The organism is Achromobacter ruhlandii, assembly GCF_902859695.1.
In the GTDB taxonomy this organism is placed as follows: Bacteria; Pseudomonadota; Gammaproteobacteria; order Burkholderiales; family Burkholderiaceae_B; genus Achromobacter; species Achromobacter ruhlandii.
In genome coordinates this window covers 40,431-65,342 of the sequence record NZ_CADIJL010000012.1, presented here as the reverse complement: position 1 = coordinate 65,342, position 24,912 = coordinate 40,431, and the positions used below count along the sequence as shown (strand labels likewise).

At 67.7% G+C, this 24,912-nt stretch carries 24 protein-coding genes; 13 read left to right on the top strand and 11 right to left on the bottom strand.

Going from position 1 to position 24,912, the window contains the following annotated elements; genetic code table 11:
- Positions 1-12 precede the first annotated feature (12 nt).
- The 4 genes from HV742_RS16425 (at position 13) to glcF (ending at position 5,539) form a co-directional block, all read left to right on the top strand.
- On the top strand, positions 13-1,422 hold the full coding sequence (locus HV742_RS16425; RefSeq protein ID WP_175145908.1) for an FAD-binding oxidoreductase: 1,410 nt from the start codon (positions 13-15) through the stop codon (positions 1,420-1,422).
- A gap of 266 nt (positions 1,423-1,688) precedes the next feature.
- Positions 1,689-3,188: an FAD-linked oxidase C-terminal domain-containing protein gene (locus HV742_RS16420; RefSeq protein WP_175145907.1), complete on the top strand. Its 1,500-nt coding sequence runs from the start codon at positions 1,689-1,691 to the stop codon at positions 3,186-3,188.
- A gap of 12 nt (positions 3,189-3,200) precedes the next feature.
- Entirely contained in the window at positions 3,201-4,304 is a 1,104-nt protein-coding gene (gene glcE / locus HV742_RS16415) for a glycolate oxidase subunit GlcE (RefSeq protein ID WP_169536414.1), read from the top strand.
- A 5-nt stretch (positions 4,305-4,309) separates the two neighbouring features.
- Entirely contained in the window at positions 4,310-5,539 is a 1,230-nt protein-coding gene (gene glcF, locus HV742_RS16410) for a glycolate oxidase subunit GlcF (RefSeq protein ID WP_175145906.1), read from the top strand.
- A 107-nt stretch (positions 5,540-5,646) separates the two neighbouring features.
- Here glcF and HV742_RS16405 read toward each other — a convergent pair whose 3' ends face one another.
- From HV742_RS16405 to HV742_RS16385, 5 genes are all read right to left on the bottom strand, one after another.
- The gene (locus HV742_RS16405) at positions 5,647-7,086 is read right to left on the bottom strand and encodes an NAD(P)(+) transhydrogenase (Re/Si-specific) subunit beta (RefSeq protein WP_175145905.1); all 1,440 of its coding nucleotides are present in this window, start codon (positions 7,084-7,086) and stop codon (positions 5,647-5,649) included.
- The gene (locus HV742_RS16400) at positions 7,083-7,400 is read right to left on the bottom strand and encodes an NAD(P) transhydrogenase subunit alpha part 2 (RefSeq protein WP_049072509.1); all 318 of its coding nucleotides are present in this window, start codon (positions 7,398-7,400) and stop codon (positions 7,083-7,085) included. The genes HV742_RS16405 and HV742_RS16400 overlap by 4 nt, the downstream gene beginning before the upstream one ends.
- 4 nt (positions 7,401-7,404) lie before the next feature.
- Entirely contained in the window at positions 7,405-8,523 is a 1,119-nt protein-coding gene (locus HV742_RS16395; protein WP_059269655.1) for a Re/Si-specific NAD(P)(+) transhydrogenase subunit alpha, read from the bottom strand.
- 184 nt (positions 8,524-8,707) lie between these two features.
- Positions 8,708-9,583, bottom strand: coding sequence for an N-formylglutamate amidohydrolase (locus HV742_RS16390; RefSeq protein WP_047992307.1), 876 nt, complete (start codon positions 9,581-9,583; stop codon positions 8,708-8,710).
- Between the two features lie 70 nt (positions 9,584-9,653).
- Positions 9,654-10,643: a Bug family tripartite tricarboxylate transporter substrate binding protein gene (locus HV742_RS16385; protein ID WP_049072511.1), complete on the bottom strand. Its 990-nt coding sequence runs from the start codon at positions 10,641-10,643 to the stop codon at positions 9,654-9,656.
- Between the two features lie 190 nt (positions 10,644-10,833).
- On the opposite strand from HV742_RS16385, the gene gcvA reads away from it, so the two are divergent.
- The 3 genes from gcvA to HV742_RS16370 all read left to right on the top strand — a co-directional run bounded on the left by gcvA (position 10,834) and on the right by HV742_RS16370 (position 13,828).
- Positions 10,834-11,754: a transcriptional regulator GcvA gene (gcvA, locus tag HV742_RS16380; RefSeq protein WP_049072512.1), complete on the top strand. Its 921-nt coding sequence runs from the start codon at positions 10,834-10,836 to the stop codon at positions 11,752-11,754.
- A 12-nt stretch (positions 11,755-11,766) separates the two neighbouring features.
- Positions 11,767-12,885 carry a tRNA 2-thiouridine(34) synthase MnmA gene (gene mnmA, locus HV742_RS16375; RefSeq protein ID WP_059269656.1) on the top strand — a complete coding sequence of 373 codons (1,119 nt, stop codon included), beginning with the start codon at positions 11,767-11,769 and terminating at the stop codon, positions 12,883-12,885.
- A gap of 124 nt (positions 12,886-13,009) precedes the next feature.
- Complete coding sequence (locus HV742_RS16370) at positions 13,010-13,828, top strand: sulfite exporter TauE/SafE family protein (protein ID WP_049072514.1); 819 nt, start codon at positions 13,010-13,012, stop codon at positions 13,826-13,828.
- A gap of 62 nt (positions 13,829-13,890) precedes the next feature.
- Here HV742_RS16370 and HV742_RS16365 read toward each other — a convergent pair whose 3' ends face one another.
- On the bottom strand, positions 13,891-14,502 hold the full coding sequence (locus tag HV742_RS16365) for a glutathione S-transferase (protein ID WP_049072515.1): 612 nt from the start codon (positions 14,500-14,502) through the stop codon (positions 13,891-13,893).
- A 161-nt stretch (positions 14,503-14,663) separates the two neighbouring features.
- On the opposite strand from HV742_RS16365, the gene purB reads away from it, so the two are divergent.
- Positions 14,664-16,040 (top strand): adenylosuccinate lyase, encoded by a 1,377-nt coding sequence (purB, locus tag HV742_RS16360; protein ID WP_049072517.1) that lies wholly within the window; start codon positions 14,664-14,666, stop codon positions 16,038-16,040.
- Positions 16,041-16,096: 56 nt separating this feature from the next.
- On the top strand, positions 16,097-16,555 hold the full coding sequence (locus tag HV742_RS16355; RefSeq protein WP_006393799.1) for a c-type cytochrome: 459 nt from the start codon (positions 16,097-16,099) through the stop codon (positions 16,553-16,555).
- A gap of 128 nt (positions 16,556-16,683) precedes the next feature.
- Here the strand turns inward: HV742_RS16355 and HV742_RS16350 are convergent, their stop codons facing one another.
- The 3 genes from HV742_RS16350 to HV742_RS16340 form a co-directional block, all read right to left on the bottom strand.
- Positions 16,684-17,376, bottom strand: coding sequence for a cytochrome b/b6 domain-containing protein (locus HV742_RS16350; protein WP_049072519.1), 693 nt, complete (start codon positions 17,374-17,376; stop codon positions 16,684-16,686).
- An 87-nt stretch (positions 17,377-17,463) separates the two neighbouring features.
- Entirely contained in the window at positions 17,464-17,745 is a 282-nt protein-coding gene (locus HV742_RS16345; RefSeq protein ID WP_006393801.1) for a hypothetical protein, read from the bottom strand.
- A 949-nt stretch (positions 17,746-18,694) separates the two neighbouring features.
- Positions 18,695-19,054, bottom strand: a complete 360-nt coding sequence (locus HV742_RS16340) for a hypothetical protein (protein ID WP_049072521.1) — start codon at positions 19,052-19,054, stop codon at positions 18,695-18,697.
- Positions 19,055-19,216: 162 nt separating this feature from the next.
- Between HV742_RS16340 and HV742_RS16335 the strand changes: the two genes are divergently transcribed.
- From HV742_RS16335 to HV742_RS16320, 4 genes are all read left to right on the top strand, one after another.
- The gene (locus HV742_RS16335; RefSeq protein ID WP_175145904.1) at positions 19,217-19,729 is read left to right on the top strand and encodes a GNAT family N-acetyltransferase; all 513 of its coding nucleotides are present in this window, start codon (positions 19,217-19,219) and stop codon (positions 19,727-19,729) included.
- 158 nt (positions 19,730-19,887) lie between these two features.
- Complete coding sequence (locus HV742_RS16330) at positions 19,888-20,592, top strand: DUF3053 family protein (protein ID WP_175145903.1); 705 nt, start codon at positions 19,888-19,890, stop codon at positions 20,590-20,592.
- A 125-nt stretch (positions 20,593-20,717) separates the two neighbouring features.
- Positions 20,718-21,833, top strand: coding sequence for an AI-2E family transporter (locus HV742_RS16325; protein WP_063580442.1), 1,116 nt, complete (start codon positions 20,718-20,720; stop codon positions 21,831-21,833).
- A 178-nt stretch (positions 21,834-22,011) separates the two neighbouring features.
- Positions 22,012-22,233: a hypothetical protein gene (locus tag HV742_RS16320; protein ID WP_049072527.1), complete on the top strand. Its 222-nt coding sequence runs from the start codon at positions 22,012-22,014 to the stop codon at positions 22,231-22,233.
- A 71-nt stretch (positions 22,234-22,304) separates the two neighbouring features.
- On the opposite strand, the gene HV742_RS16315 is transcribed toward HV742_RS16320, so the two are convergent.
- Both HV742_RS16315 and HV742_RS16310 read right to left on the bottom strand, forming a co-directional pair.
- Positions 22,305-24,122, bottom strand: coding sequence for a DUF4153 domain-containing protein (locus tag HV742_RS16315; protein WP_175145902.1), 1,818 nt, complete (start codon positions 24,120-24,122; stop codon positions 22,305-22,307).
- A gap of 6 nt (positions 24,123-24,128) precedes the next feature.
- Positions 24,129-24,890: a S24 family peptidase gene (locus HV742_RS16310; RefSeq protein ID WP_063580440.1), complete on the bottom strand. Its 762-nt coding sequence runs from the start codon at positions 24,888-24,890 to the stop codon at positions 24,129-24,131.
- Positions 24,891-24,912 lie beyond the last annotated feature (22 nt).

Here is a 24,912-nt window from a genome sequence, read left to right as displayed (position 1 = left end):
AATCCGCTGATCATGAACGCTCCCTTGCACGCTGAATCGTTGCGCCGCGCGGTGCCGGCCGCTTGTCTCGAGGCCCTGCGCGCCCGCTTCGGCGACCGCTTCTCCGAATCCGCCGCGGTGCGCGAACACCATGGCCGCGATGAGTCGCCGTATCCGGCGATGCTGCCCGATGCCGTGGTCTTCGCCCAGAGCACCGAGGAAGTCGCCGAGGTCGCCAGGCTGTGCAACGAACACCGCGTGCCGCTGATTCCCTACGGCGCGGGGTCGTCGCTGGAGGGCCACATCCTGGCGATCCAGGGCGGCATCAGCCTGGACCTGTCGCAGATGAACAAGGTGCTGGCCGTCAACGCCGAAGACCTGACCGCCACCGTGCAGGCCGGCGTGCTGCGCAAGCAGCTCAATGAAGAGATCCGCGGCACCGGCCTGTTCTTCCCGATCGATCCGGGCGCCGACGCCAGCCTGGGCGGCATGGCCGCCACGCGCGCCTCCGGCACCAACGCCGTGCGCTACGGCACCATGCGCGAGAACGTCATGTCGCTGACCGTGGTCACCGCCGACGGCCGCATCGTGCGCACCGCCGGCCGCGCCCGCAAGTCGTCGGCCGGCTACGACCTGACCCGCATCTTCGTGGGCAGCGAAGGCACGCTGGGCATCATCACCGAAGTCACCGTGCGCCTGTATCCGCAGCCCGAGGCCGTGTCGGCCGCGGTCTGCAACTTCCCCACGCTCGATGCCGCGGTACAGAGCGTGATCGAAATCATCCAGATGGGCGTGCCGGTGGCGCGCGTCGAGTTCATGGACGCGGCCAGCGTGCGCGCTGTCAACCTGCACAGCAAGCTGACGCTGCGCGAAACGCCGCTGCTGGTGTTTGAATTCCACGGCAGTCCGGCGGGCGTGCAGGAGCAGGCCGAGACCGTGCAGGCCATCACCGCCGAGCATGGCGGCATGGACTTCGAATGGGCCGAGCGCCCCGAGGACCGCAGCCGCCTGTGGACCGCGCGCCACAACGCTTACTTCGCCGGCCTGCAATTGCGCCCCGGCTGCCGCGCCAGCACCACCGACGTGTGCGTGCCGATCTCGCGCCTGGCCGACTGCGTGCGCGACACGGTCGAGGAACTGGACCGCGCCAGCTTCCCGTACACCATCGTCGGCCACGTCGGTGATGGCAACTTCCACGTGCTGATGCTGCTGGACGCCGACAGCGAGCGCGAATGGCAGGAGTCCGAGACCATCAATCACAACCTGGTGCGCCGAGCCATCGCGGCCGATGGCACCTGCACGGGCGAGCATGGCGTCGGCCTGCACAAGATGCAGTTCATGGCCGAAGAGCACGGCGATGACGCGCTGGCGCTGATGCGCAGCCTCAAGCACGCGTTCGATCCGAACAACATTCTCAACCCGGGCAAGATCGTGTCCTGGTAAGGCGTCCGCAGGGGCGCAACGAAGAAGCCGGCGGGGCGATCCGCCGGTTTTTTTTCGGCCTCAGGAAAACCCCCGCCGGCGCGGCGGATAAAAATTCCCAAGGGATGGGAATGGCGAGCGGTCCTGCCCGCCGCGCGCTTGTCCACGCCGCGCGCAGGGGTTTTACGGCTGGTTACGTCCGCGGTCACGCGCGGCCGTTGGATGTACGCAGGATGCGGGTAAATCCCGGCCTGCGTCCAGCCTGCGGTCGCGCTATTGTTGCGCTCATGAATTCACTGGTCGAAACCGGCCTGGCACAAGTGCCGGCGCCTTATTCGTTGCAGCAACTCGTCGAGGCGTTGTCGGCCGCGCTGCCGTCGCATTGCGTGCTGTTTCGTGAAGAGGACACCCGCCCCTACGAGTGCGACGGCCTGTCGCTCTACCGCGCATTGCCCGCGGTGGTGGCGTTGCCCGAGACCGAGGAACAGGTGCAGGCCGTGATGCGCATCTGCAAGCGCCTGAATGCGCCGGTGGTGGCGCGCGGCGCCGGCACCGGCCTGTCGGGCGGCGCGATGCCGCATAGCCAGGGCGTGCTGCTGGGCCTGTCCAAGTTCAATCGCATCAAGCACATCGACCTGGCCAGCGCGACCGCGGTGGTTGAACCCGGGGTGCGCAACCTGGCCATTTCGGAAGCCGCGGCGCCCTACGGGCTGTACTACGCGCCCGACCCGTCGAGCCAGATCGCCTGTTCGATCGGCGGCAACGTCGCCGAGAATTCCGGGGGGGTGCATTGCCTGAAATACGGCCTCACGGTGCACAACGTGCTGCGGGTGCGCATGGTCACCATCGACGGCGACGTGGTCGAACTGGGCTCTGAGGCGCCGGACGCCCCGGGGCCGGACCTGCTGTCGGTGTTCATCGGCTCGGAAGGCATGCTGGGCGTGGTGACCGAGGTGACGGTCAAGCTGATTCCCAAGCCGGCCTGCGCCCAGGTGGTGATGGCGAGCTTTGCCAGCGTCGAGGCCGCGGGCAACGCGGTAACGCGGGTGATCGCCGACGGCATCATTCCCGCCGGGCTGGAGATGATGGACCGGCGCGCGACGCACATGGTCGAGCCCTTCGTGCGCGCTGGCTACGACATGGACGCGCAGGCCATCCTGCTGTGCGAATCCGATGGCACGCCCGAGGAAGTGGCGCACGAGATCGCGCGCATGGAAGCCATCTTCCGCGCGGCCGGTTCCACCCGCTGCCAGGTGTCGGCCTCGGAGGCCGAGCGGCTCAAATTCTGGGCGGGACGCAAGAACGCGTTTCCCGCCGCCGGGCGCGTGTCGCCCGATTACTACTGCATGGACGGCACGATTCCGCGCCGTCATCTCGCCCGGGTGCTGGGCGCCATCGAGCAAATGGAAGACGAGTTCGGCCTGCGCTGCGCCAACGTGTTCCATGCGGGCGATGGCAACCTGCATCCGTTGATCCTGTTCGATTCGAATAAACCGGACGAAGTGGAACGCGCCGAGAAGTTCGGCGCGGCCATACTCGAACTGTGCGTGCAGGTGGGAGGAACCGTGACTGGAGAGCACGGTGTGGGAATGGAGAAAATAAATCAAATGTGCGTGCAATTCTCTCGCGAAGAACTCGACGCGTTCCTGGCGGTCAAGCGGGCATTCGATCCGCCGTGCCTGCTCAATCCCGAAAAGGTCATCCCTACGCTGGCCCGCTGCGCCGAGTACGGCAAGATGCACGTACACGCGGGCGAGCTGCGCTTCCCGGATCTCGCACGCTTCTAGGACGTCTCCCTTATGGACTTCGTCCTGTCGGAATTGTGCGACCAGGTCATGACGGCTCGCGCCGGTCACAAGCCGCTGTTCGTCATGGGCGGCGGCAGCAAGGCCTTCTATGGCAACTACCGGCCGGTGACGCCGCAGGATGGCCATTGCCTGCTGGACATGACCCCGTATCGCGGCATCGTCAGTTATCACCCGTCGGAACTGGTGGTGACGGTCAGGGCCGGCACGCCGTTGGCTGAGCTGGAGGCGGCACTGGCCGAACACGGCCAGATGCTGGCCTTCGAGCCGCCGCATTTTTCGCCTGCCGCCACCATTGGGGGCTGCGTGGCCGCGGGCCTGTCGGGGCCGCGCCGCATGAGCGCGGGTGCCTTGCGCGACTTCGTGCTGGGGGCGCAGCTGCTGGATTCGGACGGCCGGGTGCTGTCGTTCGGCGGCGAGGTCATGAAGAACGTGGCCGGCTACGACGTATCGCGCCTGCTGGCCGGTTCCCATGGCATCTTCGGGGCAATCCTCGAGGTGTCGCTGAAGGTCGTGCCGCGGCCGATGGAGGAATTGACGCTGGTGCTGCCGGCGACCCAGGCCCAGGCATTGGCCAGCTTCGCGCTGTGGCGCGGCAAGCCCTTGCCGATCTCGGCCACCAGCTGGGTGGGGACCGTGCGGGAGGAAGGCCAGATGCACGTGCGGCTGTCGGGCGCGCCACCGGCCATCGCTGGCGCGCGGCAGGTGATCGGCGGTGATGCGCTGGCGCCCGAGGCCGCGCAGGCCTGGTGGAGCGGGCTGCGCGAACAGACCCATCCTTTCTTTGCGCCGGGCCAGCCCTTGTGGCGGCTGGCTTTGCCGCCGACGGCGGCGGCGGTCGGCAGCGGGCAGGCCCTGCTGGAGTGGGGCGGCGGTCAGCGCTGGCTGTCGGGACCGCAGGACGCCGCCGAGCTGCGCGAACTGGCGCAGCGGCTGGGCGGCCACGCGACGCTGTTCCGTGCGGCCGGCACGCGGCCGCCGGCCGATGGCGTGTTCCATCCGCTGTCGCCGGGCGTGGCGCTGATCACGCGCCGCCTCAAGCAAGAACTCGATCCGGCGGGGCTGTTCAATCCCGGCCGGCTGGTCCTGGAGCTATAGGCATCATGCAAACCAATCTGGCAGCCTGGGCCCGCGATACCGATCTGGGCAAAGAGGCCGATGCGATCCTGCGGCGCTGCGTGCACTGCGGCTTCTGCACGGCCACCTGTCCCACCTACCAGGTGCTGGGCGACGAACTCGACAGCCCGCGTGGCCGCATCTACCTGATCAAGCAGGTGCTGGAAGGCGCCGAGCCGACCCAGTCGACCCAGCAGCATCTGGACCGCTGCCTGACCTGCCGCAACTGCGAGACCACCTGTCCGTCGGGCGTGGAGTACGGGCATCTGGTGGACATCGGCCGCCAGATCGTCGAGGAACGGGTGCCGCGACCCTGGGCCGAGAAGGCCAAGCGCAAAATGCTGCGCCGGGCCATGCTGTCGCCGCTGTTCGGGCCCGCGATGCGGCTGGGGCAGGCGGTGCGCGGCGTCTTGCCGGAAGCGCTCAGGCGCAAGGTGCCGGAGCGTCGTCCCGCCGGCGCCTTGCCGCAGGTGGCGGGGCATGCGCGGCAGGTGCTGATGCTGGCCGGCTGCGTGCAGCCGTCGATGATGCCGTCGATCGATGCCGCCACCATCCGCGTGCTGGATGCCATTGGCATCGGCGCGCGCATCGCGCCGGGGGCGGGCTGCTGTGGCGCCGCCAGCTTTCACCTGGACGCGCAGGCTGCGGCCCTGGACCAGATGCGCGCCAACATCGATGCCTGGTGGCCGCTGGTGAAGGACGGCGCGGTCGAGGCCATTGTCATGAATGCGTCGGGCTGCGGCGCCATGGTCAAGGAGTACGCCCATCATCTGCGCCACGACCCGGCCTACGCGCAGCGTGCCGCGGACATCGTGGCGCGGGTCAAGGACGTGGCGGAAATCGTGGCGCCGCATGCGGCGCAACTGCGCCAGCGGCTGGCGGGCAAGGGCGCGCGGGCATCGTTCCACCCGCCATGCACCCTGCAGCACTGGCAGGGACTGCGGCCGTTGTCGGAACGCTTGCTGGTCGAGTTGGGGTTCGAGTTGCAGCCGTTTGCGGAGCAGCACCTGTGCTGCGGCTCGGCGGGCGCGTATTCAGTGCTGAATCCCGACATCGCGTTGGCGCTGCGCGACCGCAAGCTGGCCGCGATCGCGCCGGCCGCGCCGGACGTGATCCTGTCGGCCAATATCGGCTGCATCGGGCACTTGCAGAGCGGCACCAGCACGCCGGTGCGGCACTGGATCGAAGTGGTGGACGAGCAGCTGGCGCGGGCCTGATCGCGCGGACGCCGCGGTGGGTGTTGCCGCGGACACTGCGTGCGGTGCCGCGGCCTGGGCTGGGAGCAGCCTCGCGGATGCGCATGCGCACCGCCAGGCCACGCCTATCACTCCACCGCCTTGACCATCTCTTCCAGCACCTTCTTGGCGTCGCCGAAGACCATCATGGTGCGGTCCATGTAGAACAGTTCGTTGTCCAGGCCGGCGTAGCCGGAGGCCATCGAGCGCTTGTTCACGATCACGGTGCGGGCCTTGTAGGCTTCCAGGATCGGCATGCCGGCAATCGGCGACTTGGGATCGTTCTTGGCCGCCGGGTTGACCACGTCGTTGGCGCCCAGCACCAGCACCACGTCGGTCTGGCCGAACTCGCTGTTGATGTCTTCCATCTCGAAGACCTGGTCGTAAGGCACTTCCGCCTCGGCCAGCAGCACGTTCATATGGCCCGGCATGCGGCCGGCGACCGGGTGGATCGCGTACTTGACCGTCACGCCGCGCTCGGTGAGTTTTTCGGCCAGTTCCTTGAGCGCGTGCTGGGCGCGCGCCACCGCCAGGCCGTAGCCCGGCACGATGGTGACGCTTTCGGCGTTGGTCATCAGGAAGGCCGCGTCGTCGGGGCTGCCCGACTTGACGCTGCGCTGCTGGCCGCCGCCCGCCGCCGCCGCCTCGCCGGCCTGGCCGCCGAAGCCGCCCAGAATGACGTTGAAGAACGAGCGGTTCATCGCCTTGCACATGATGTACGAGAGGATGGCGCCGGACGAGCCCACCAGCGAGCCGGCGATGATCAGCATCGGGTTGTTCAGCGAGAAGCCGATGCCCGCCGCCGCCCAGCCCGAATAGCTGTTCAGCATCGACACCACCACCGGCATGTCGGCGCCGCCGATCGGGATGATGATCAGCACGCCCAGCACGAAGGCGATCAGCGTCATGATGATGAACGGCGTCCAGGCCTGCGTCAGCATGAACCACACGCCCATCGCCAGCATCAGCAGCGCCAGCGCCAGGTTCAGCATGTGCTGGCCGGCGAACACCACCGGCGCCCCCTGGAATAGCCGGAACTTGTACTTGCCCGACAGCTTGCCGAAGGCGATCACCGAGCCCGAGAAGGTGATGGCGCCGACGAAGGTGCCGATGAACAGCTCGAAGCGGTTGCCGGTGGGGATCAGCGTGCCCGCGGCGACGATGCCAAAGGCGTGCGGCTCGGCCACCACCGCGACCGCGATGGCGACCGCCGCCAGGCCGATCATGCTGTGCATGAAGGCGACCAGCTCGGGCATCTTGGTCATTTCGACGCGCTTGGCCATCAGGGTGCCGATGGAGCCGCCGACCAGCAGGCCCAGCAGCACCCAGCCCAGCCCGATGCCGGCGGTGCCGCTGCGCGCCAGGCCGACGATGAGCGCGCCGGTGGTCAGCACCGCGATCGCCATGCCGGCCATGCCGAAGGCATTGCCCAGGCGCGACGTTGTTGGATGCGACAGGCCCTTGAGCGCCTGGATGAAGCAGACCGAGGCAATCAGGTAAAGCAGCGTGACGAGGTTCAGCGAGATCATTTCGCGTCCTCCTTGGCCGGCTTCTTCTCTTTCTTCTTGAACATCTCCAGCATGCGCCGCGTGACCAGGAAGCCGCCGAACACGTTGACCGCGGCCAGCGCCACGGCGAACACGCCCATGCCGCGCGCCAGTCCACCTTCGGTCAGCGCCGCCGCCAGCATGGCGCCGACGATGATGATGGCCGAGATCGCGTTGGTCACCGCCATCAGCGGGGTGTGCAGCGCGGGGGTGACATTCCAGACCACGTGGTAGCCGACGTAGATGGCCAGCACGAAGATGATGAGATTCATCAGGGTAGGGTTGATCGCTTCCATGCTGTTAGCTCCCGCGCGTCACATTGCCGCCTTCACACACCAGGCAGGCCGCCACGATTTCATCGTCGCGCTGGATCGCCAGCGCGCCGTCCGCATTGATGATGAGTTTCAGGAAGTCGAGGATGTTGCGGGCGTAGAGCGCCGACGCGTCCGTCGCGACCAGGCCGGGCAGGTTGGTCAGCCCCACCAGGGTCACGCCGTGCTTTTCGACCACCTTGCCTTTTTCGGACAGCGGGCAGTTGCCGCCGCGCTCGACCGCCAGGTCCACCAGCACCGAGCCGGGCTTCATGGCCGCGACGGTTTCGGCCGACACCAGCGTCGGCGCGGGCCGGCCCGGTATCAGGGCGGTGGTGATGACGATGTCGGCCTGCTTGCAGCGCTCCGACACCAGCGCCGCCTGCCGCGCCATCCAGGCCGGCGGCATGGGGCGGGCGTAACCGCCCACGCCCTGCGCGATCTCGCGTTCCTCGTCGGTTTCGAACGGCACGTCGATGAACTTGGCGCCGAGCGATTCGACCTGCTCGCGCGCGGCCGGCCGCACGTCGGAGGCCTCGACCACCGCGCCCAGGCGCTTGGCCGTGGCGATGGCCTGCAGGCCGGCGACGCCGGTGCCCAGCACCACCGCGCGCGCGGCCTTGAGGGTGCCGGCGGCGGTCATCATCATGGGGATCAGGCGGCCGTAGTGGTGGGCCGCCAGCAGCACGGCCTTGTAGCCGGCCAGGTTGGCCTGCGACGACAGCACGTCCAGGCTCTGCGCGCGGGTGATGCGGGGCGCGGCTTCCAGCGCGAAGCCGGTCAGGCCGGCCGCGGCCATCTGCGCGAGGCCCTCGGCGTCGAAGGGATCGAGCATGCCGATGACCACGGCGCCGGCCTTCATCTGCGGCAGTTCGACCGCGGAGGGCGCGCGAACCTTCATGACCAGCTCCGCCCCCAGGGCCTCCTGGGCACTGCCGAGCGTGGCGCCGGCGGCCTCGTAGGCTTCATCCAGATAGCGCGCCGCGGTGCCCGCGCCACGCTCTACGACAACGGTGTGTTTGCCGCCCACGTACTTCTTGACGGTCTCCGGTGTTGCTGCGACACGGGTTTCCCCGTCTCGGGTTTCCCTTGGTATCCCGATGTGCATCGACGCCTCTCCTCAGAAGGTTCGCCGTAGTTATAACGGATATACGCCCAGGGGAGGAGTTTGCGCGCCGTCCAAAAGAAAAGCCCCATGGGGTTAACCATGGGGCTTTGGGGCTCGCGCCCCGGTCATACCGGCCAGACTGACAACGGGCTGCTGGCCGGCACTGGCGCGCAGGCGTCCGGCGTCAGGCCGTCTGCGCGCGAGTCCAGTCGATCAGCGCGGCGGTGAGGTCGCGCAGGTCGGCCTTGAGGCGGCCATAATTGGCCGACGGACGCAGGCTGACCTCGTCCATGTAGAGCTTGCGGTTGATCTCGATCTGCAGGCTGTGGCGGCCTTCTTCGGGGCGGCCGAAAGCGCGCACCAGTTCGACGCCCTTGTAGGGATCGTTCACGGTCACGTTGTAGCCGCGCTCGCGCAGCCAGGCCGCGATGAATTCGCGGAAGGCCGGGTCGCTGGTGCTGCCGTCGCGGTCGCCCAGCACGAAGTCGGGGTGGACCAGGCCGGGACGGTCGGTGGCGTAGGCGCCGGCGACGCTGGGCATGGAGTGGCAGTTGATGTGCCAGACCTTGCCAAACTTCTGGTGGGCGCTGTCGAGCACCTGGCCGAGGGCGGCGTGGTACGGCTTCCAGCAGGCCTCGATGCGGTGCGTCACTTCCTCGACGCTCAGCTTGCGGTCGTACAGCGGCGTGCCGTCATCCAGCATGCGCCAGATCAGGCCCTTGCCCAGCTTGACCTTGGGCGAGGCGTTGACCGCCCCGGGCCAGGCCTGGTCCAGCAGCAGTTCGTCGATTTCGTCGGGGGCGCGATTGGCGTCGATATAGGCGCGCGGAAAGCTCGCGGCGATCATGGGCACGCCCATGTCTATGGCGTCGCCCCACAGATCGTCAACCCAGGTGTCCTCGGCGGTGCGCAAAGCGCCAAAATCAACCGCGGGCGCGAAGTCGGGCGGGTAGGTGGTGCCGCTGTGCGGGGAGTCCAGCACTAGCGGGGCCGAGGGCGCCGAGTTCGGATATTGCTGCGGGAGGTCGAGCCGATAGGACAGGGGTTGGGTAATTCGCATATGGGGGTATTGCGTTCGTGAATCGGAGATCCCCGCGCGCCGCGCGGGCGCGGCGGGGATCGAAGATCGCTCAGTCGATCTTCACATTGGCTTCTTTGGCGATGCGCTTGTTCTTGGCGATTTCCGCCGAGATCTGCTTGGCAAACGCTTCCGGGCTGTTGGCGGCCGGTTCGGCGCCCAGCGCTTCCAGGCGCGACTTGACGTCGGCTTCGGCGCTGACCTTCTGCACGGCGGCGTTCAGCTTGGCCAGGATCGGGGCCGGCAGCTTGGCCGGGGCGACCAGGCCGAACCACGAGGCGTCGTTGACGGCGGGCAGGCCGACTTCAGCGAAGGTGGGCACGTTCGGCAGGCTGGCCACGCGCTTGGGCGAGGCGACGGCCATGGCGATCAGGCGGCCGGACTGCACGTGCGGCAGGGTGGACGGCAGGTTGTCATACATGACGTCGACCTGGCCGGCCAGCGCGTCGTTCAGCGCCGGGCCCACGCCACGGTAGGGCACGTGCATCAGGTCGGTGCCCGAGGCCATCTTGAACAGTTCGCCCATCATGTGCGAGACCGAGCCGTTGCCGGCCGAGGCGTACGTCAGCTTGCCCGGCTGGCTCTTGGCCAGCTTGATGAACTCGGCCATGTCCTTGGCCTGCACCTTCGGGTTGATGGTCATGATGTTCGGGACGGCGGCCAGGTTCGAGACCGGCGTGAAGTCCTTCTCGCCATCGAACGGCAGGTTCGGGTAGATGGCCGGGTTGATGCCGTGCGTGCTGACGGTGGCGATGCCCAGGGTGTAGCCGTCCGGCGCGCTGCTGGCGACGAAGGCGCTGCCGATCGAGCCGCCGGCGCCGCCGCGGTTTTCCACCACCACGGTCTGGTTCAGTTCCTTGCCGAGCTTGTCGGCGAACAGGCGGCCGACGATGTCGGTGGTGCCTCCGGGCGGGAACGGCACGATCAGGCGGATCGGCTTGCTCGGGTAGGCGTCCTCGGCATGGGCGATGCCCGAGGTCAGCGGCGTGGCCAGGGTCGCGGCGGCGACACACAGGCCCAGGACTACATTACGGCGTTGCATGAATTCCCCTATGAATTGGAACGCGGATGCGCAAAAGGCAGACGCAAACAGGAAGATTCTTTCTTGCAAGGCCAGTTTGCACAAACGAAACTTTCTCCTTAAGCTATGACTTTTTTTCATGCCTCTCTTTCGGCGGAGTTTCTTTTTGTAACTTAGCCGTCCGGCGCTGCCGGTATCGAGGCGCTATTCCATGAGACGGTTCTGTCCTTCGCTCACCGACCTGCAGGCCTTTGAAGTGGCTGCCAGGCATAGCAGCTTCACCCGCGCCGCCCAGGAACTGTGCGTCACGCAGGGCGCCGTAAGTAAGCAAGTGAAACATCTGGAGGAGTTCGTCGGCGTCGAACTATTCCTGCGCATCAGGCAAGGACTGGTGCTGACCGAGGCCGGCCGCAGCTACCTGACCAAGGTGCAGGCAGGCCTGGGCCAGATCGAGGCGGCCACCGTCGAGCTGATCGCACACCAGGGGCAGGGCGGCACGCTCAACCTGACCTGTATGCCGACCTTCGGCGCCCGTTGGTTGATCCCGCGCCTGACGGCCTTCATGCGGTTGCGCCCGGACATCCACGTCGAATTCCTGCCGCACCGGCAAGGTTACGATTTCTCCTCGCCCGAACTGGACGCCGCGGTCCGCTTCGGCGAGGGCATCTGGCCGGGCAGCGGCGCCGACTACATCGTCGGCCGCGAGATCCTGCCGGTCTGCAGCCCGCGCCTGATTCCGGGCGGCTGTAGCACGCCGGCGGACCTGCTGGCCTACCCCCTGCTGCATCACACCTCGGCCCTGGAGGGCTGGCGCGACTGGTTCGAACAGGCCGGCTGCGACACCCGGCGCAGCCTGGAAGGGGCGCGCTTCGATCAGTACGCGCTGTTGTCGCAGGCGGCCGCCGCCGGTTTCGGCGTGGCGCTGATCCCGCGTTGCCTGATCGAAGACGAGCTGCGCGACGGCAAGCTGGCGGTGGCGATCCAGCTGCCGATCCGCGCGCGCATGGGCTACTACCTGTGCTACCCCGACCAGAAGGCCAACCTGCCGACGCTGCAAGCGTTCCGGACCTGGCTGATGGAGGTCTCGCGGGCGGCCGAGCCGCAGCCGCAGGACGCGGCCAGCCCACAGTAAAATGGCACCATCATGAGTCAAACATCCACCAAGAAAGGCCGCGTTGTCGTCGGCATGTCCGGCGGGGTCGATTCTTCGGTCACCGCCTGGCTGCTCAAGCAGCAAGGCTACGAGGTCGTCGGCCTGTTCATGAAGAACTGGGAAGACGACGACGATTCCGAATACTGCTCCACCCGCCAGGACCTGCTGGACGCGGCCAGCGTGGCCGATCGAGTGGGCGTGGAATTCGAGTACGTCAATTTCGCCGCCGAATACAAGGACCGCGTGTTCGCCGAATTCCTGCGCGAATACTCGGCCGGCCGCACGCCCAATCCGGACGTGCTGTGCAATGCCGAGATCAAGTTCAAGGCCTTCCTCGACCACGCCATGGCGCTCGGCGCCGAACACATCGCCACCGGCCACTACGCCCGTGTGCGCGAAGTGGCGGCCGAGGGCGGCGGCTCGCGCTTCGAGCTGCTCAAGGCGCTGGACGGCTCCAAGGACCAGAGCTATTTCCTGCACCGCTTGAACCAGGCGCAGCTGTCGCGCACCCTGTTCCCGCTGGGCGAGATCCACAAGACCGAAGTGCGCCGCATCGCGCACGAGATCGGCCTGCACAACGCGGCCAAGAAGGACTCCACCGGCATCTGCTTCATCGGCGAGCGGCCGTTCCGCGAGTTCCTCAACCGCTACCTGCCGACCGAGCCGGGCCCGATCCTGACGCCCGAGGGGCAGAAGGTCGGACGCCACGAGGGCCTGTCGTTCTACACGCTGGGCCAGCGCAAGGGCTTGGGCGTGGGCGGCGTGAAGGGCCGCCAGCGCGAGGACGGCACGGCCGAGGCCTGGTACGTGGCGCGCAAGGATCTGGAGCGCAACGTGCTCTACGTGGTGCAGGGGCATGACCATCCCTGGCTGCTGTCCGGCTCGCTGCGGGCGCAGGACGTCAGCTGGGTCGCCGGACACGCGCCCGCCGCGGGGGAATACGGCGCCAAGACGCGCTACCGCCAGGCCGACGCCGCCTGCCGCCTGGAAGACGCGACCAGCGCGGGCTTCACGCTCGACTTCAGCGAGCCGCAATGGGCGGTCACGCCCGGGCAATCGGCGGTGCTTTACGATGGCGATATCTGCCTGGGCGGCGGCATCATCGTCTAGGCGCGCCGGCCCGCGACAGGCCGTCGCAATACCGATAGCAGTTCCAGCCAGGCCCCGCGGGCGTCGCGTTCGCGGGGCCTGGCTCATGAAAAACGGCGCACGCCGACAACGAGAGGAGAGGGATGTGGATGTAACGATGGTGATTTGCCTGCTGGCGCTGGGCGCGGTGGCGGGGTTCGCGGCGGGCTTGCTGGGCATTGGCGGCGGCATGCTGCTGGTGCCGTTCCTGACGATGCTGTTCGCCTGGAAGGGAATGCCGGCCGACCTGGTGGTGCATGCCGCCATCGCCACTTCGATGACCTCGATCCTGTTCACCTCGATCTCCAGCGTGCGCGCGCACCAGCAGAAGGGCACCATCAAGTGGCCGATCGTCTGGGCCATGGCGCCGGGCATCATCCTGGGCGGCCTGCTGTCGGGCGGCGCGGTGTTCGCGGCGCTCAGCACCCTGTGGCTATCGCTGTTCTTCGCGCTGTTCGTGGGCTATTCCGGCTGGAACATGCTGCGCAACAAGAAGCCCAAGCCCAGCCGCCAGATGCCCGGCGTGGTCGGCACCAGCGCGGCCGGCGCCGGCATCGGCTTCCTGTCGGGGCTGGTGGGGGCGGGCGGCGGCTTCCTGTCGGTGCCGTTCATGGTCTGGTGCAACGTGGCGCTGCACAACGCGGTCTCGACCTCGGCGGCGCTGGGCTTTCCCATCGCGCTGGCCAACAGCATCGGCTATGTGGTGTCGGGCCTGAACGAGGGCGCGACCCGACCCGGCATGCTGGGTTACATCTACTGGCCGGCGCTGCTGGTGCTGGTGTGCGTGAGCGTGCTGACCGCGCCGCTGGGCGCGCGCATGGCGCACCGCCTGCCGGTGCAGACCCTGAAGCGGGTGTTCGCCTGCCTGCTGTTCGCGCTGGCGGCCTACATGCTGTTCAAGGCCGGCCAGGCGTTCCGGGCCTGAGCCGGACGTGAAACCGGCCGCGCGAGGCGGCCGGAGCGGTGCGGAGGGGCGCCGGGGGCGCGTCAGGCCGTCTTGGGGATGGTGTCGACGAACGACTGGCGCTGCGACAGCTTGTCGTACAGGCGCGCCAGGTTGGGGTGGTTGGCGCGCCAGTCCAGTTCGGCAAAGCGCAGGTCCAGGTAGCCCAGGCCACAGCCCACGGCGATGTCGGCCAGGCTGTAGTTGATGCCCATGCAGTGGGCGTTGTCGCCCAGGCTCTTGTCCATGGCGTCCAGGCTGGCGTGGATCTTGCCGTATTGGCGTTCGATCCATTCGGGGCTGCGCTGCGCCTCGGGGCGCTGCTTTTCCTTGACGATGGTGACGCACGCATCCAGCAGGCCATCGGCGATGGCTTCCCAGCACTTGACGGCCGCGCGGTCGCGGCCCGGCTGCGGAATCAGGCGGGCGACGGGAGACAAGGTATCCAGGTATTCGACGATGACGCGCGAATCGAACAGGGCGCCGCCATCTTCCATGACCAGGCAGGGCACCTTGCCCAGGGGGTTGTACGTTTGGATCTGCGTGTCGGCGGACCAGACGTTTTCGAGTTCAAGCCGATAATCCAGCTTTTTCTCGGCCATGACGATACGCACCTTGCGCACGTATGGACTGGTAAGCGAGCCGATCAGTTTCATGGATTCACAAGCGGAGTCGGAAAGCGGCCGAAGTATAGCAGGCCGTATAACGGCCAAACCGTCCGCGGGACGGAATCCCGTCCAGTTTGCCACAATGTTGCGCGGCCCTGAATGATAAAATCGCCGGGTTTTCCCATCCGCCGCTTTTTCTTTCCCAGACCATGCAAATCGCCGACCAGCTTAGCCAACTTAACGCCCTTTCGCCACTGGATGGCCGATACGCCTCCCGCGGCGACGCGCTGCGCGGGCTGCTTTCGGAGGCCGGCTTCATGGCCCACCGCGTCGAAGTCGAGGTGGCCTGGCTGGTGGCCCTGTCCGATGCCGGCCTGCCGGAACTGCCCGCTTTCTCCCAGGAAGCCCGCGCCCGCCTGCAACAACTGGTGCGCGACTTCTCCGAGGCCGACGCCGCCCGCATCAAGGACATCGAGCGCGTCACCAACCACGACGTCAAGGCGGTCGAGTACTGGCTCAAGGAAAAGGTCGCCGACCACGCCGAACTGGCGGCCGCGGCCGAATTCATCCACTTCGCCTGCACCTCCGAGGACATCAACAACACCTCGCACGCGCTGATGCTGTCGCGCGCCCGCAGCGAAGTGGTGCTGCCGCGCCTGCGTGAAATCGCCGCCAAGCTCAATGACATGGCCGTGGCCCAGGCCGACCAGCCGATGCTGTCGCGCACCCATGGCCAGCCGGCCAGCCCGACCACGCTGGGCAAGGAATTCGCCAACGTCGCGGCGCGCCTGAACCGCGCCATCGCCGCGGTCGAAGCGGTCGAGCCGCTGGCCAAGCTCAACGGCGCCACCGGCAACTACAACGCCCACTTGTCGGCCTACCCGGAAATCGACTGGCCCGCCTTCAGTCAGCGCGTGCTCGCCGGCCTGGGCCTGACCCAGAACCGCCACACCATCCAGATCGAACCGCACGACTGGATGTCGGCGCTGTTCGACGCCATCGTGCGCGCCAACATCATCGTGCTCGACCTGGACCGCGACATCTGGGGCTACGTGGCCCTGGGCTACTTCAAGCAGCGCCTGAAGGAAGGCGAGGTTGGTTCGTCGACCATGCCGCACAAGGTCAACCCGATCGACTTCGAAAACTCCGAAGGCAACCTGGGCCTGGCCAACGCGGTGCTGCGCCACCTGTCCGACAAGCTGCCGATCTCCCGTTGGCAGCGCGACCTGACCGACTCCACCGTGCTGCGCAACCTGGGCGTGGGCCTGGGCTACTGCCTGGTGGCATGGGATGCCTGCATGCGCGGCCTGGGCAAGCTGGAAGTCAACGCCGCCGCGATCGACGCCGACATCGACGCCTGCTGGGAAGTGCTGGCCGAGCCGGTGCAGACCGTCATGCGTCGCTATGGCCTGCCGCAGCCGTACGAACAGCTCAAGGCCTTGACGCGCGGCAAGGGCATCACCGAGGAAGCCCTGCGAGAATTCATCCAGGGCCTGGCCCTGCCGGACGAACCCAAGGCGCGCCTCCTGGCGATGACCCCGCGTTCGTATATCGGCCTGGCCGCGGACCTGGCCCGGGCGGTATAGTCGCCTTGCCGCGCGCAGGGCGCGCGGCATTCTTGTTGTACTTACGGGAGATTGCAATGAAGAAGTTGTCCACGCTCGCCGCGCTGGCCTGTATGACCGTCGGGTCGCTGCTGGCGACCTCGGCCCAGGCGCAGTTCGCCAAGCCCGAAGACGCCGTCAAGTACCGCCAGTCGGCGCTGACGCTGATGGCCTCGCACTTCGGCCGCATGACGCCGGTGATCAAGGGCCAGGCGCCCTACGACGCGGCCCAGATCAAGGCCAACGTCGAAGTGCTCAAGACCCTGTCGGCGCTGCCGTGGACGGCTTTCGGCGCGGGCACGGAAGGCGGCGATGCCCGTCCGGAAATCTGGAGCGACGCGGCCGGCTTCAAGCAGAAGCAGCAGGCGTTCCAGGACAACATCGTCAAGCTGTCGGCCGCCGCCGACGCCGGCGACCTCGACAAGCTGCGCGCCGCCTTCGGCGACGTGGGCGCCAGCTGCAAGGCCTGTCACGACGCCTACCGCAAGAAGAAGTAAGCCGGCCGCGCCCGCCGTGGCGCATCCGCCGCATGCGAAAAGCCCCTCGAACGAGGGGCTTTTCTTTTGGCGCGCGGTTTGGTTGTCGCGCCCTGCGGGTTGGCTCGCGCGATGCGCGAGCCGGACAGCTATGAGAACGACATGTCCGCGGCGATCTCCAGCGAGCGGATCCACAGCACCAGGCCGGTGACACAGGCGCCCAGGATCAGGGCGCGCAGCCAGATTGTGAACCCGTCCTGGGTCGGGGGTGTGCCGGCCGGGACGTCTTTCGGGTCGACATTGCCGGTGATGATGGCGCGCACCAGTCGCTTGCGGCGCACCAGCGCGTACCAGGCCACGGCCAGCAAGTGCAGGGCGACCAGGCCGATGATGACCCATTCATTGAGCTTGTGCCACGAGGTCAACAGGCTGGCGGTGGATTCGCTGACGTGGCCGAACAGCGGACCCTGGGTCATGATGTCGTCGGTGGTGAACAGGCCGCTCACGGCCTGGAATCCGACCACCAGCAGCAGTGCCAGCACCGATAGCGCGCCCAGCGGATTGTGGCCGGCGGGCGCGGCCGCGCCCTTGAGGTACCTGGCCACCGCGCGCGGGCCGCGCACGAACTGCGCGAAGCGCGCATAGCGCGGGCCGACAAAGCCCCACAGCAGGCGAAAGATGATCAGGCCCAGCGCAACGCAGCCGAAGCGCACGTGCCAGTCCATGTACAGACCGCCCAGTTTGACGCTGACGAAGGCGCCGACGATACAGACGACGAGGGCCCAGTGGAAGAGGCGGGTGGGAAGGTCCCAGATGCGGATGGCGAGCCGGTTGTTTTGCATGATGGTCGGGCGATGACTGCGGTGCCTGGAACTTTATCACGCACGAATGAAGCCGCCGCGGCACGGCCGCGGCGGGTTTGCGCTGGCTCAGCGAGCGGCGCGACGCACCGGTTCGATGCGGTGCACGTGCTCGTGACGGAAGCGGATGCGCTGACCGGGCGCCTTTTGCGCGGCCGCTCCGCACGGCACGACTTCGGTGGTGTACGTGGTCGTGCCGTCGATCGGCGCGTTGAAGATCACGGCGGCACGGATGGCCGGGCCGTGGGCCGGTTGCAGGTAAACGATGTCGCCGATGTGGATCGGCATGTTGTCCAGCTTGGTATGGGCCGGGCGTCGGATCAGGTCCGAGGTGGTGAAACGAGTATTCATGTTGTGTTCTCTTTCAAGTTCTTGTTATAGGAATGGCCGCGTCGTGCATGCCGCGAGAAAGGGGCGAGGGCGCTGTCGCGCGCCGCGTCCCGTCCGCGCGCCGGGTCATGCATGACACTAACGCGTTTTCGCCGCCGGTCCTTTGCGCATTCTCATGGTTTGCGGGCGCGCCGGACTGGCTGCGGGGTGCGATGGCGGGCCGGGCCCGGAATCGCTGCCAGGGTGGTCGGCCATCAGCGATGGGCGGCGAACCTGGCGGGCGGCGGCGTGGCAACGCCACCGCGGGTCGATTGCAGCGGATCAACGCTGCGCTGGATACGTTCCGAACAGGCCGGACTCGGCGGCGTGGTCGGGGCGAATGTGTCGGGTTCGATCAGGGACGTCGTGGGATCAACGGGCCTGGCGAGCCGGCAACGGGTATGTGTCAGCGAAGGTGCGGGGCCTGTCTACAGGTCTAGTCCGATCGGTCGCTTTCGGCGGGTCGTGCGACAGGCCTTGCATTCAGCAGGCTGTCTTTCATATAGCGGGCCGGTTTTGATGGACTGTTGTTGGCAGACCATCTTCACAGGCTTTCTTCGGCAACTTCTTTCTGGCGGCTTCTTCAGCAGTCTCATTCGACAGGCTGCTTCAGACATGCTGCTTCAGACATGCCGCTTCATCGGCCGGCGCCCGCTCTGCGTTCTTAGGGTTGTGTGTCGCAGAAGAGGCAAAAAGCCTGGCCGATAAAAAGGGGGAAAAGACTACGGGCCGAAGGGCTATGACTGGAAAATTCGCTGAGCTTTTATTGGCTCAACAAACGATTATATAACTAACGCCATGATTTTGCAAGGTTCTGCTTGGCCGACGCATCGCCAGGCCAGGGGTCAGTGCCGGCCCCGCGGCTGCCGGACGCGAACCTGCCGCGCGAAAGCCCGCCGGCGGCCCCTTCCGGCGGCGTCGGATGATCGGCTCAATGCGTGGCTGGGCGGGCCTGGCGCTGCGCCTCGATGATCAGCGCTTCCAGGCGTGGCGACATGCGCAGGGCGACCTGGGCGGCGGTGGAGCCATCGGGGCGGGTGTCGGTCTCCAGTGCCAGTTCGATGCGTTCGCCGTCGAAGGCTTGCGGGGCGGCCTGGATCTCGACATAGCGTTGCAGTAGCGCGTCCACCGCCTTCTGCGCGTCGGCCAGGGCTTCCTCGCCCAGATGGCCCGGGCGCAGGTACTGGTTGGCCACGCGCGCCAGGTCGTTCATGAAAAACAGCAGGGCGGCGGCGCCGCGGCAATCGGGATGGGCAAAGCCCCAGGTGTCGGGGGAAGCGTCTTGGGTCATTCAGGCGGGAGGGTAAAGGGTGGGTAAAGCCGGTGAGGGCCGCCAAGCCTACATTCTAGGGGGTGCCGGCCCGGCATGGGGCGGCCTCCCTGGGAATCTGGCCCGTGGGCGGGCCGGAGCCGCCCCCCGGGAGCCGCCCACTTGGGGCATACTTGGCGCCCCATGATCAGACACGCACGCTCCGCCGACCTGGCGCTCCTGCCCGACATCGAACGCTCCGCCGCTGGACGCTTCCTGGGAACCGCGATGGCCTGGGCCGCGGCCGGCGATCCCTTGCCGCCGGTCGAACTGGCGCGGGCCGCCGCCGTGGGCCTGCTGTGGGTGGCGCCGGGCGATGACGAGCAGCCGGCGGGATTCGCGCTGGCGCGGCCGATGGATGACGACCTCTATCTGGTGGAAATGTCGGTGGCCCTGCCGATGCAGGGGCGGGGCCTGGGGCGCGACCTGCTGCGCGCGGTGATCGAGCATGCGCGCGCCGCGCGGGTCTATCGCGGCGTGACGCTGACCACGGATCGCGAGCTGTCCTGGAATGGGCCGTTCTACCAGCGCCACGGCTTTGCCGAAGTGCCCGTGGCGCTACTGTCGCCCGCCTTGCGCGCCCGCCTGCGGGCCGAAGCCGACGCCGGCTTCGATCCGGCGCGCCGCTGCGCAATGCGCCTGGCGCTGCGGGAGTGAGCGGCCGCCCCCGCGGCTCCCTGTGTCATATCGATTCGATGGCAACAAAATCCGCCCGCTGGCGGCGCCTGTCGGGCGCTTCGGGATAATCTGCCGGAAGGACGCCGGCCGTCGGCCGGGTCCCCGGAATACAACGCTTTACGCAAGGGGGGAAGGGCATGGCATTGCTGCGCATCTGCCTGGCCGGGCTGGCGGCGGCTTTAGTGCTCGCGCTGGCGGCGTGCGGCAACCGCGAACCGCAGGAGCGGGCGGCGTTCATCAGCCTGTTGCAAAGCCGGCTTGCGGCCGGAACGCTGGTGCCGATCGGCGCTCTCGATGCGGCCGAGAAGAAGGCGGTGGGCCGCTATGACGATGCCTACGACGTGATCGTCGATTTCCAGGCCGCCTTGGCCAAGGCGGCGCAGCCGCTGCGGCCGATCTTGGCGGCGGAACGCATCCAGTCCGTCGATGACATCGTGCGGCGGCGCGAGGCGCTGCAGGCCGCGCGCAAGACCCTGGCCGAAAGTGCTGGCGCGGTGCAGGATGCCAAGGCCCGCGCGGACAAGGCGCGGGGCGGACTGGATCTGGCGCCGGACCTGGCGCCCGTCTATGACGGCGTGTATGACGAGGCGGTTACGGCGCCCGCGGCCGAATTCCTGGGCGCGGCGGCCGGTATGGACACGGTAGCCCGCGATGCGTTGGGCGTTGCGGACTTCGTCGCCGCCAATGCGGCCGGGATCACGCTCGAGGACGGGCAGGCCAAAGTCGCCACGCCCTCGTTGCAGGAGGCGCTCAATCTGCGGTTGCAGGGGCTGAATGCGCAATCGCAGGCGCTGGAACAGGCGCGCGCCGTGGTGTCGCGCGCGGCGGCCGGCGAGCATTGATCGACACGCTGGCGGCGGCCTGCCGCAGGGGCGGGCGGCGGGGCGTAGGCAATCGAGGGAAGCGGGGCGGAGCGCCGCTTTGTACAATGCGGGTCTCGCGGCGCATGCCGCGCCTTGGACGGAACATGAGCCAATCTTCCAGCTTGCACTATCGGACCTTCCTGCTCCTCCTGGTGGTTGTTTCCATCGCATTCGGCTGGCTGCTGTGGCCGTTCTATGGCGCCGTGTTCTGGGGCGCCATCCTGGCCATCCTGTTCGCGCCGTTGCAGCGGCGCCTGGTGCCGCGCATCGGCGGGCGACGCAACCTGGCGGCGCTGATCACGTTGGCGCTGGTGCTGCTGCTGGTGATCCTGCCGCTGGTGGTGATCAGCGGTTCGCTGGTGAGCGAGGGCGCGAACCTCTATCAGAGCATCAAGTCCGGGCAGATCAACTTCGGCGCGTATTTCCAGCAGGCGATGGAGGCGCTGCCGCCATCGGTGCATGACCTGCTGGCGCGTTTCGACCTGGCCGACATTCCCAGTCTGCAGGAAAAACTCAGCGCCGGGGCCATGCAGGCCAGCCAGTTCCTGGCCACGCAGGCGCTGAGCATCGGGCAGGACACGTTCCAGTTCGTGATCAGCTTCGGCATCATGTTGTACCTGCTGTTCTTCCTGCTGCGCGATGGCCCCCAGCTGGGCCAGCGCATCAAGCGCGCCATGCCGCTGAGCGACGCGCACAAGCACCATCTGTTCCGCAAGTTCACGACGGTGGTGCGCGCCACGGTCAAGGGCAACATCGCCGTGGCGGCATCGCAGGGCGCCCTGGGGGGCATCATCTTTTCCATCCTGGGTATCCAGGGGGCGCTGCTGTGGGGCGTCATCATGGGCTTCCTGTCGTTGTTGCCGGCGGTGGGCGCGGGGCTGATCTGGGCGCCCGTGGCGATCTATTTCCTGCTGACCGGCGCCACGATCAAGGGGGTGGTGCTGATCGCCTTCGGCGTGCTGGTGATCGGCATGGTCGACAACGTCCTGCGTCCGATCCTGGTGGGGAAAGACACCAAGATGCCCGACTACGTGGTGCTGATCTCGACCCTGGGCGGCATGGCCTTGTTCGGCCTGAACGGCTTTGTGATCGGCCCGTTGATCGCGGCGCTGTTCATGGCCAGCTGGGATCTGTTCTCGCCCCCCGAGGAAGCCGCCGCCGCGCCGGCCGCCACGCCGGCGCCGCCGCCAGCCGAGACCTCGTCCTCCCAGGCCGACTGACGGGCGCGACGGGGCGGGCCGGCGGGCGGCGCCTGTCCGCGGTCAAGACGGCGTCAGGGCGGAGCGTGTAAGGTGTGGTGTGGGTGTGCCGGCTCGCTGAAGCCGGCGCCCGGTGTCCGCGGCGCCGCCTGCCTGGCCGGTGGCGCCGCCAACTTTCCTCAAGAGGAGCGCGTCGGCTATGGACTGGAAACTGCACAAGTCGGGTTGGATCGAAGAGCGCAACTTCGACATCGAATTCGCCGAAACCCCGGAGGGCTATCACGCCCGTGTGCGCGTCTTCGGCTTTCCCGTGCTGGAAGACACCCGCAATGTGTTTCCGAACGAGGCGCTGGCGGAAAAGGGCGCGTTGACGCTGCTCAAGAGCCAGTTCGCCGGCACCCCGGACCTGGAAGAAAAGTAACCGTCATGGTGGGGGCGGCGTGGCCCGCGTGTCACGCCCGCGCCACGCCCGCAGCGCCCATGCGACGCCGCTCAGCGCAGTGGCAGGCGCTGCCCACCCACGATCAGGTCCCGGTCCTGGCGCGGTTCGGTATGCACCTGGCCCTGCGCCAGCGCGCCGGCGATATCGACGTCCGGTTCGCCTTCCTTGCTGCGATGGGTCTTGGAGGACAGCACGCGCCAGGTGTTTTCGTCCAGCCGTTGGTAGCTCAGGAATGTCTGGTAGCCTCCCGCGCCGGCGTCCGCGCGTGGCGGTACGTACAGGACCAGGTCATCCACGCCGGGTCCGGTGATATCCGCATGGATCAGCCAGCAACGCGCGCCTTGCAAGGCGGGGTCGGTGGGGGAGGCGGCCGCGGCCTGTTCGGCGTTCACGCATCGGTCCAGGTCGAACGGGCTTTGCTCCGCGGCATAGCGCCACCATGCGTCCGGCACCGGGCTGCCGGCCGGGTAGACCTGCAGGCTGTCCGGCTTGATCAGCGAGGCGGCCAGGCTGGACTTGCGCGGCCCCCAGTCGTAATACTTGCCCTTCAACGCATCCGCGGCGGCGACCGCGATCCGGGGCGATTGCGCCTGGGCGGCGCCGGCGGCCAGCTTGTGCATCGCTTGCCGGCCGTATTCACCGCGGTCGTTCGCGGCCGAGAGATAGCTGAAGTCCTCGGGAGGAACGTGACCGTCAATCAGGCGTTGCACCTGGCTGTCGATCTCGATGCGCTCGGGGCTCAGGAGCGGCGTGCTCACCAGGGCCAGCACGACCAGCGCGCAGAACGCCGCGACGATGTTGGTGCCGCCCAGGATCGTGTGAAAGCGCCGCGCCGCCAACGCCGCCCAGGCATAGCCCAGCGCGTAGAGCGTCAGCAGGATGGCGGCGTACAGGCCCCAGACGCGCGGAACGGTCCAGCCGTACTGCTCGATGCGCACCACCAGTCCGTACAACGCCACCAGCGCCAGCGGCAGCAGGCCGACCGCCGCCACGCGCAGCACCGCGCGCAGGCGCGGGCCGAAGGGCGGGGCCTGCGGGCTGTCCTGCCAGGCGGAGTTGATGAGCTTGATCCATAGCGCGCTGAAGGCGATCAGCGCCCCGGCGGACAGCGCGCCGGCCTGCAGGTCCAGCGTCAGCCGGGCCGCCAGCGCCAGTACGAAAGCGATGCCGACCAGCGCGACCAGCGGCAGTAGCCAGGCGGTGAGCGTCAGCCACGAGCGTTGCAGCGTGTCCGCCAGCTGCGGGCGGCGATGCACGCCCACCAGGCACACCGCCAGCACCAGCGGCATGACACCCAGCACGAAGCGGGTGGATTTGACGACCTGGCCGACCGCGGCGATGCCGATCATGCCGAACATGGCGCTGGCGGCCCAGAACAGCAGCCAGACCGCCAGCGCGAGGCCGCCGGCCAGCGCCAGCTTGACGGTGTTGCGCCAGGCGGCGCGGAACACGGCGGGATAGTCCCAGCCAGGCCGGGACGGGTCGAGCGCCTGGATCAGCGGCAGCAGCATGAAGCCGCTGGCGGCGGTGATCAGCGTCGCCAGGGACCGGGGGCCGCTGTCGGTATAGGGCAGGGGCTGCGAGCCCAGCAGCGCGACCAGCCCATACGCGTGCAGCGCGGGCAGCACCAGGCCGTAGGCCACCAGCGCCAGCAGCCAGCGCCGGCCCGCGGGCATGCCGGCCAGCATCGCGCCCGCCAGCGGCACCAGCCAGATCCACTGGATCGCGAACAGGGTGGCGAACAGGTTATGCCATGGCCACACACGGTTCAGCAGCGCGGCATGCAGCGCCAAGGCCAGCAGCGCGCCGAGCGCGCCATAGACCAGGATGGTTTTTTCGGGAGCCGACAGGCGGGAAGGGGTTGCCATGGGGGGTTAGAAGTCCTCGCTGCGCCAGACCTTCAGCACGCGGCCGAAGACCTCGAAATCCATGCCTTCGGTGATGTCCCAGGCATCGTACTTGGTGTTTTCGGACTTGGCGCGCACCACCAGCCCGTTGGCGGTGGGAATGCGCTGCAGTCGCTTGATGAAGCCCTCGCTGCCGACGCGGAAGAAATAGATGGCGTCGTACTCGACGGCCTGCACGCCACGGTCGACGATCAGCGGATCGCCGGGGTTGAACATGGGACGCATGGAGTCGCCGAAACCCGTGACGATGCACAGGTTCTTCGAGGCGGAATAGCCGCGGACGTTCTTTTGCAGCCATTCGGGGCTGACGTTCCAGCTTTGGATGACGCCGGGCTGGTCGCGCAGTTCCAGGCCATTGCCCATTGCGCCGCCGGTATCGAACTGGGCGATGAGGACGTTGCCGTGATCGGGCCTGCCCAGCCGCGGCGCGTGGAAGGAGACAAGCCGGGCCGCGGGCTCGTCCGCGATGACGTCGGGGGCAAGCTCGCCCCACAGGTCGGGGTGGGCGGTGTCCATCCAGTGCGCCGGCTGGCCCAGCCCCGTGGCGAGCTTGGCGGCCAGCGCGTCGCCGACCCGGCGCGGGTTCTTGTCCCGCTTGCCCTGGAACCCCTGAAGGATCTGGTCCAGGTACTTGCGACTGACGCCGGCGCGTTCGGCCAGGCGCTCGACGCCGCCCGCCTCGTGCACGGCGTACTTGAGATTGTTCAGTCGTATCGAGCGGATATCCATGGTAGCGATAGTAGCAATCCGC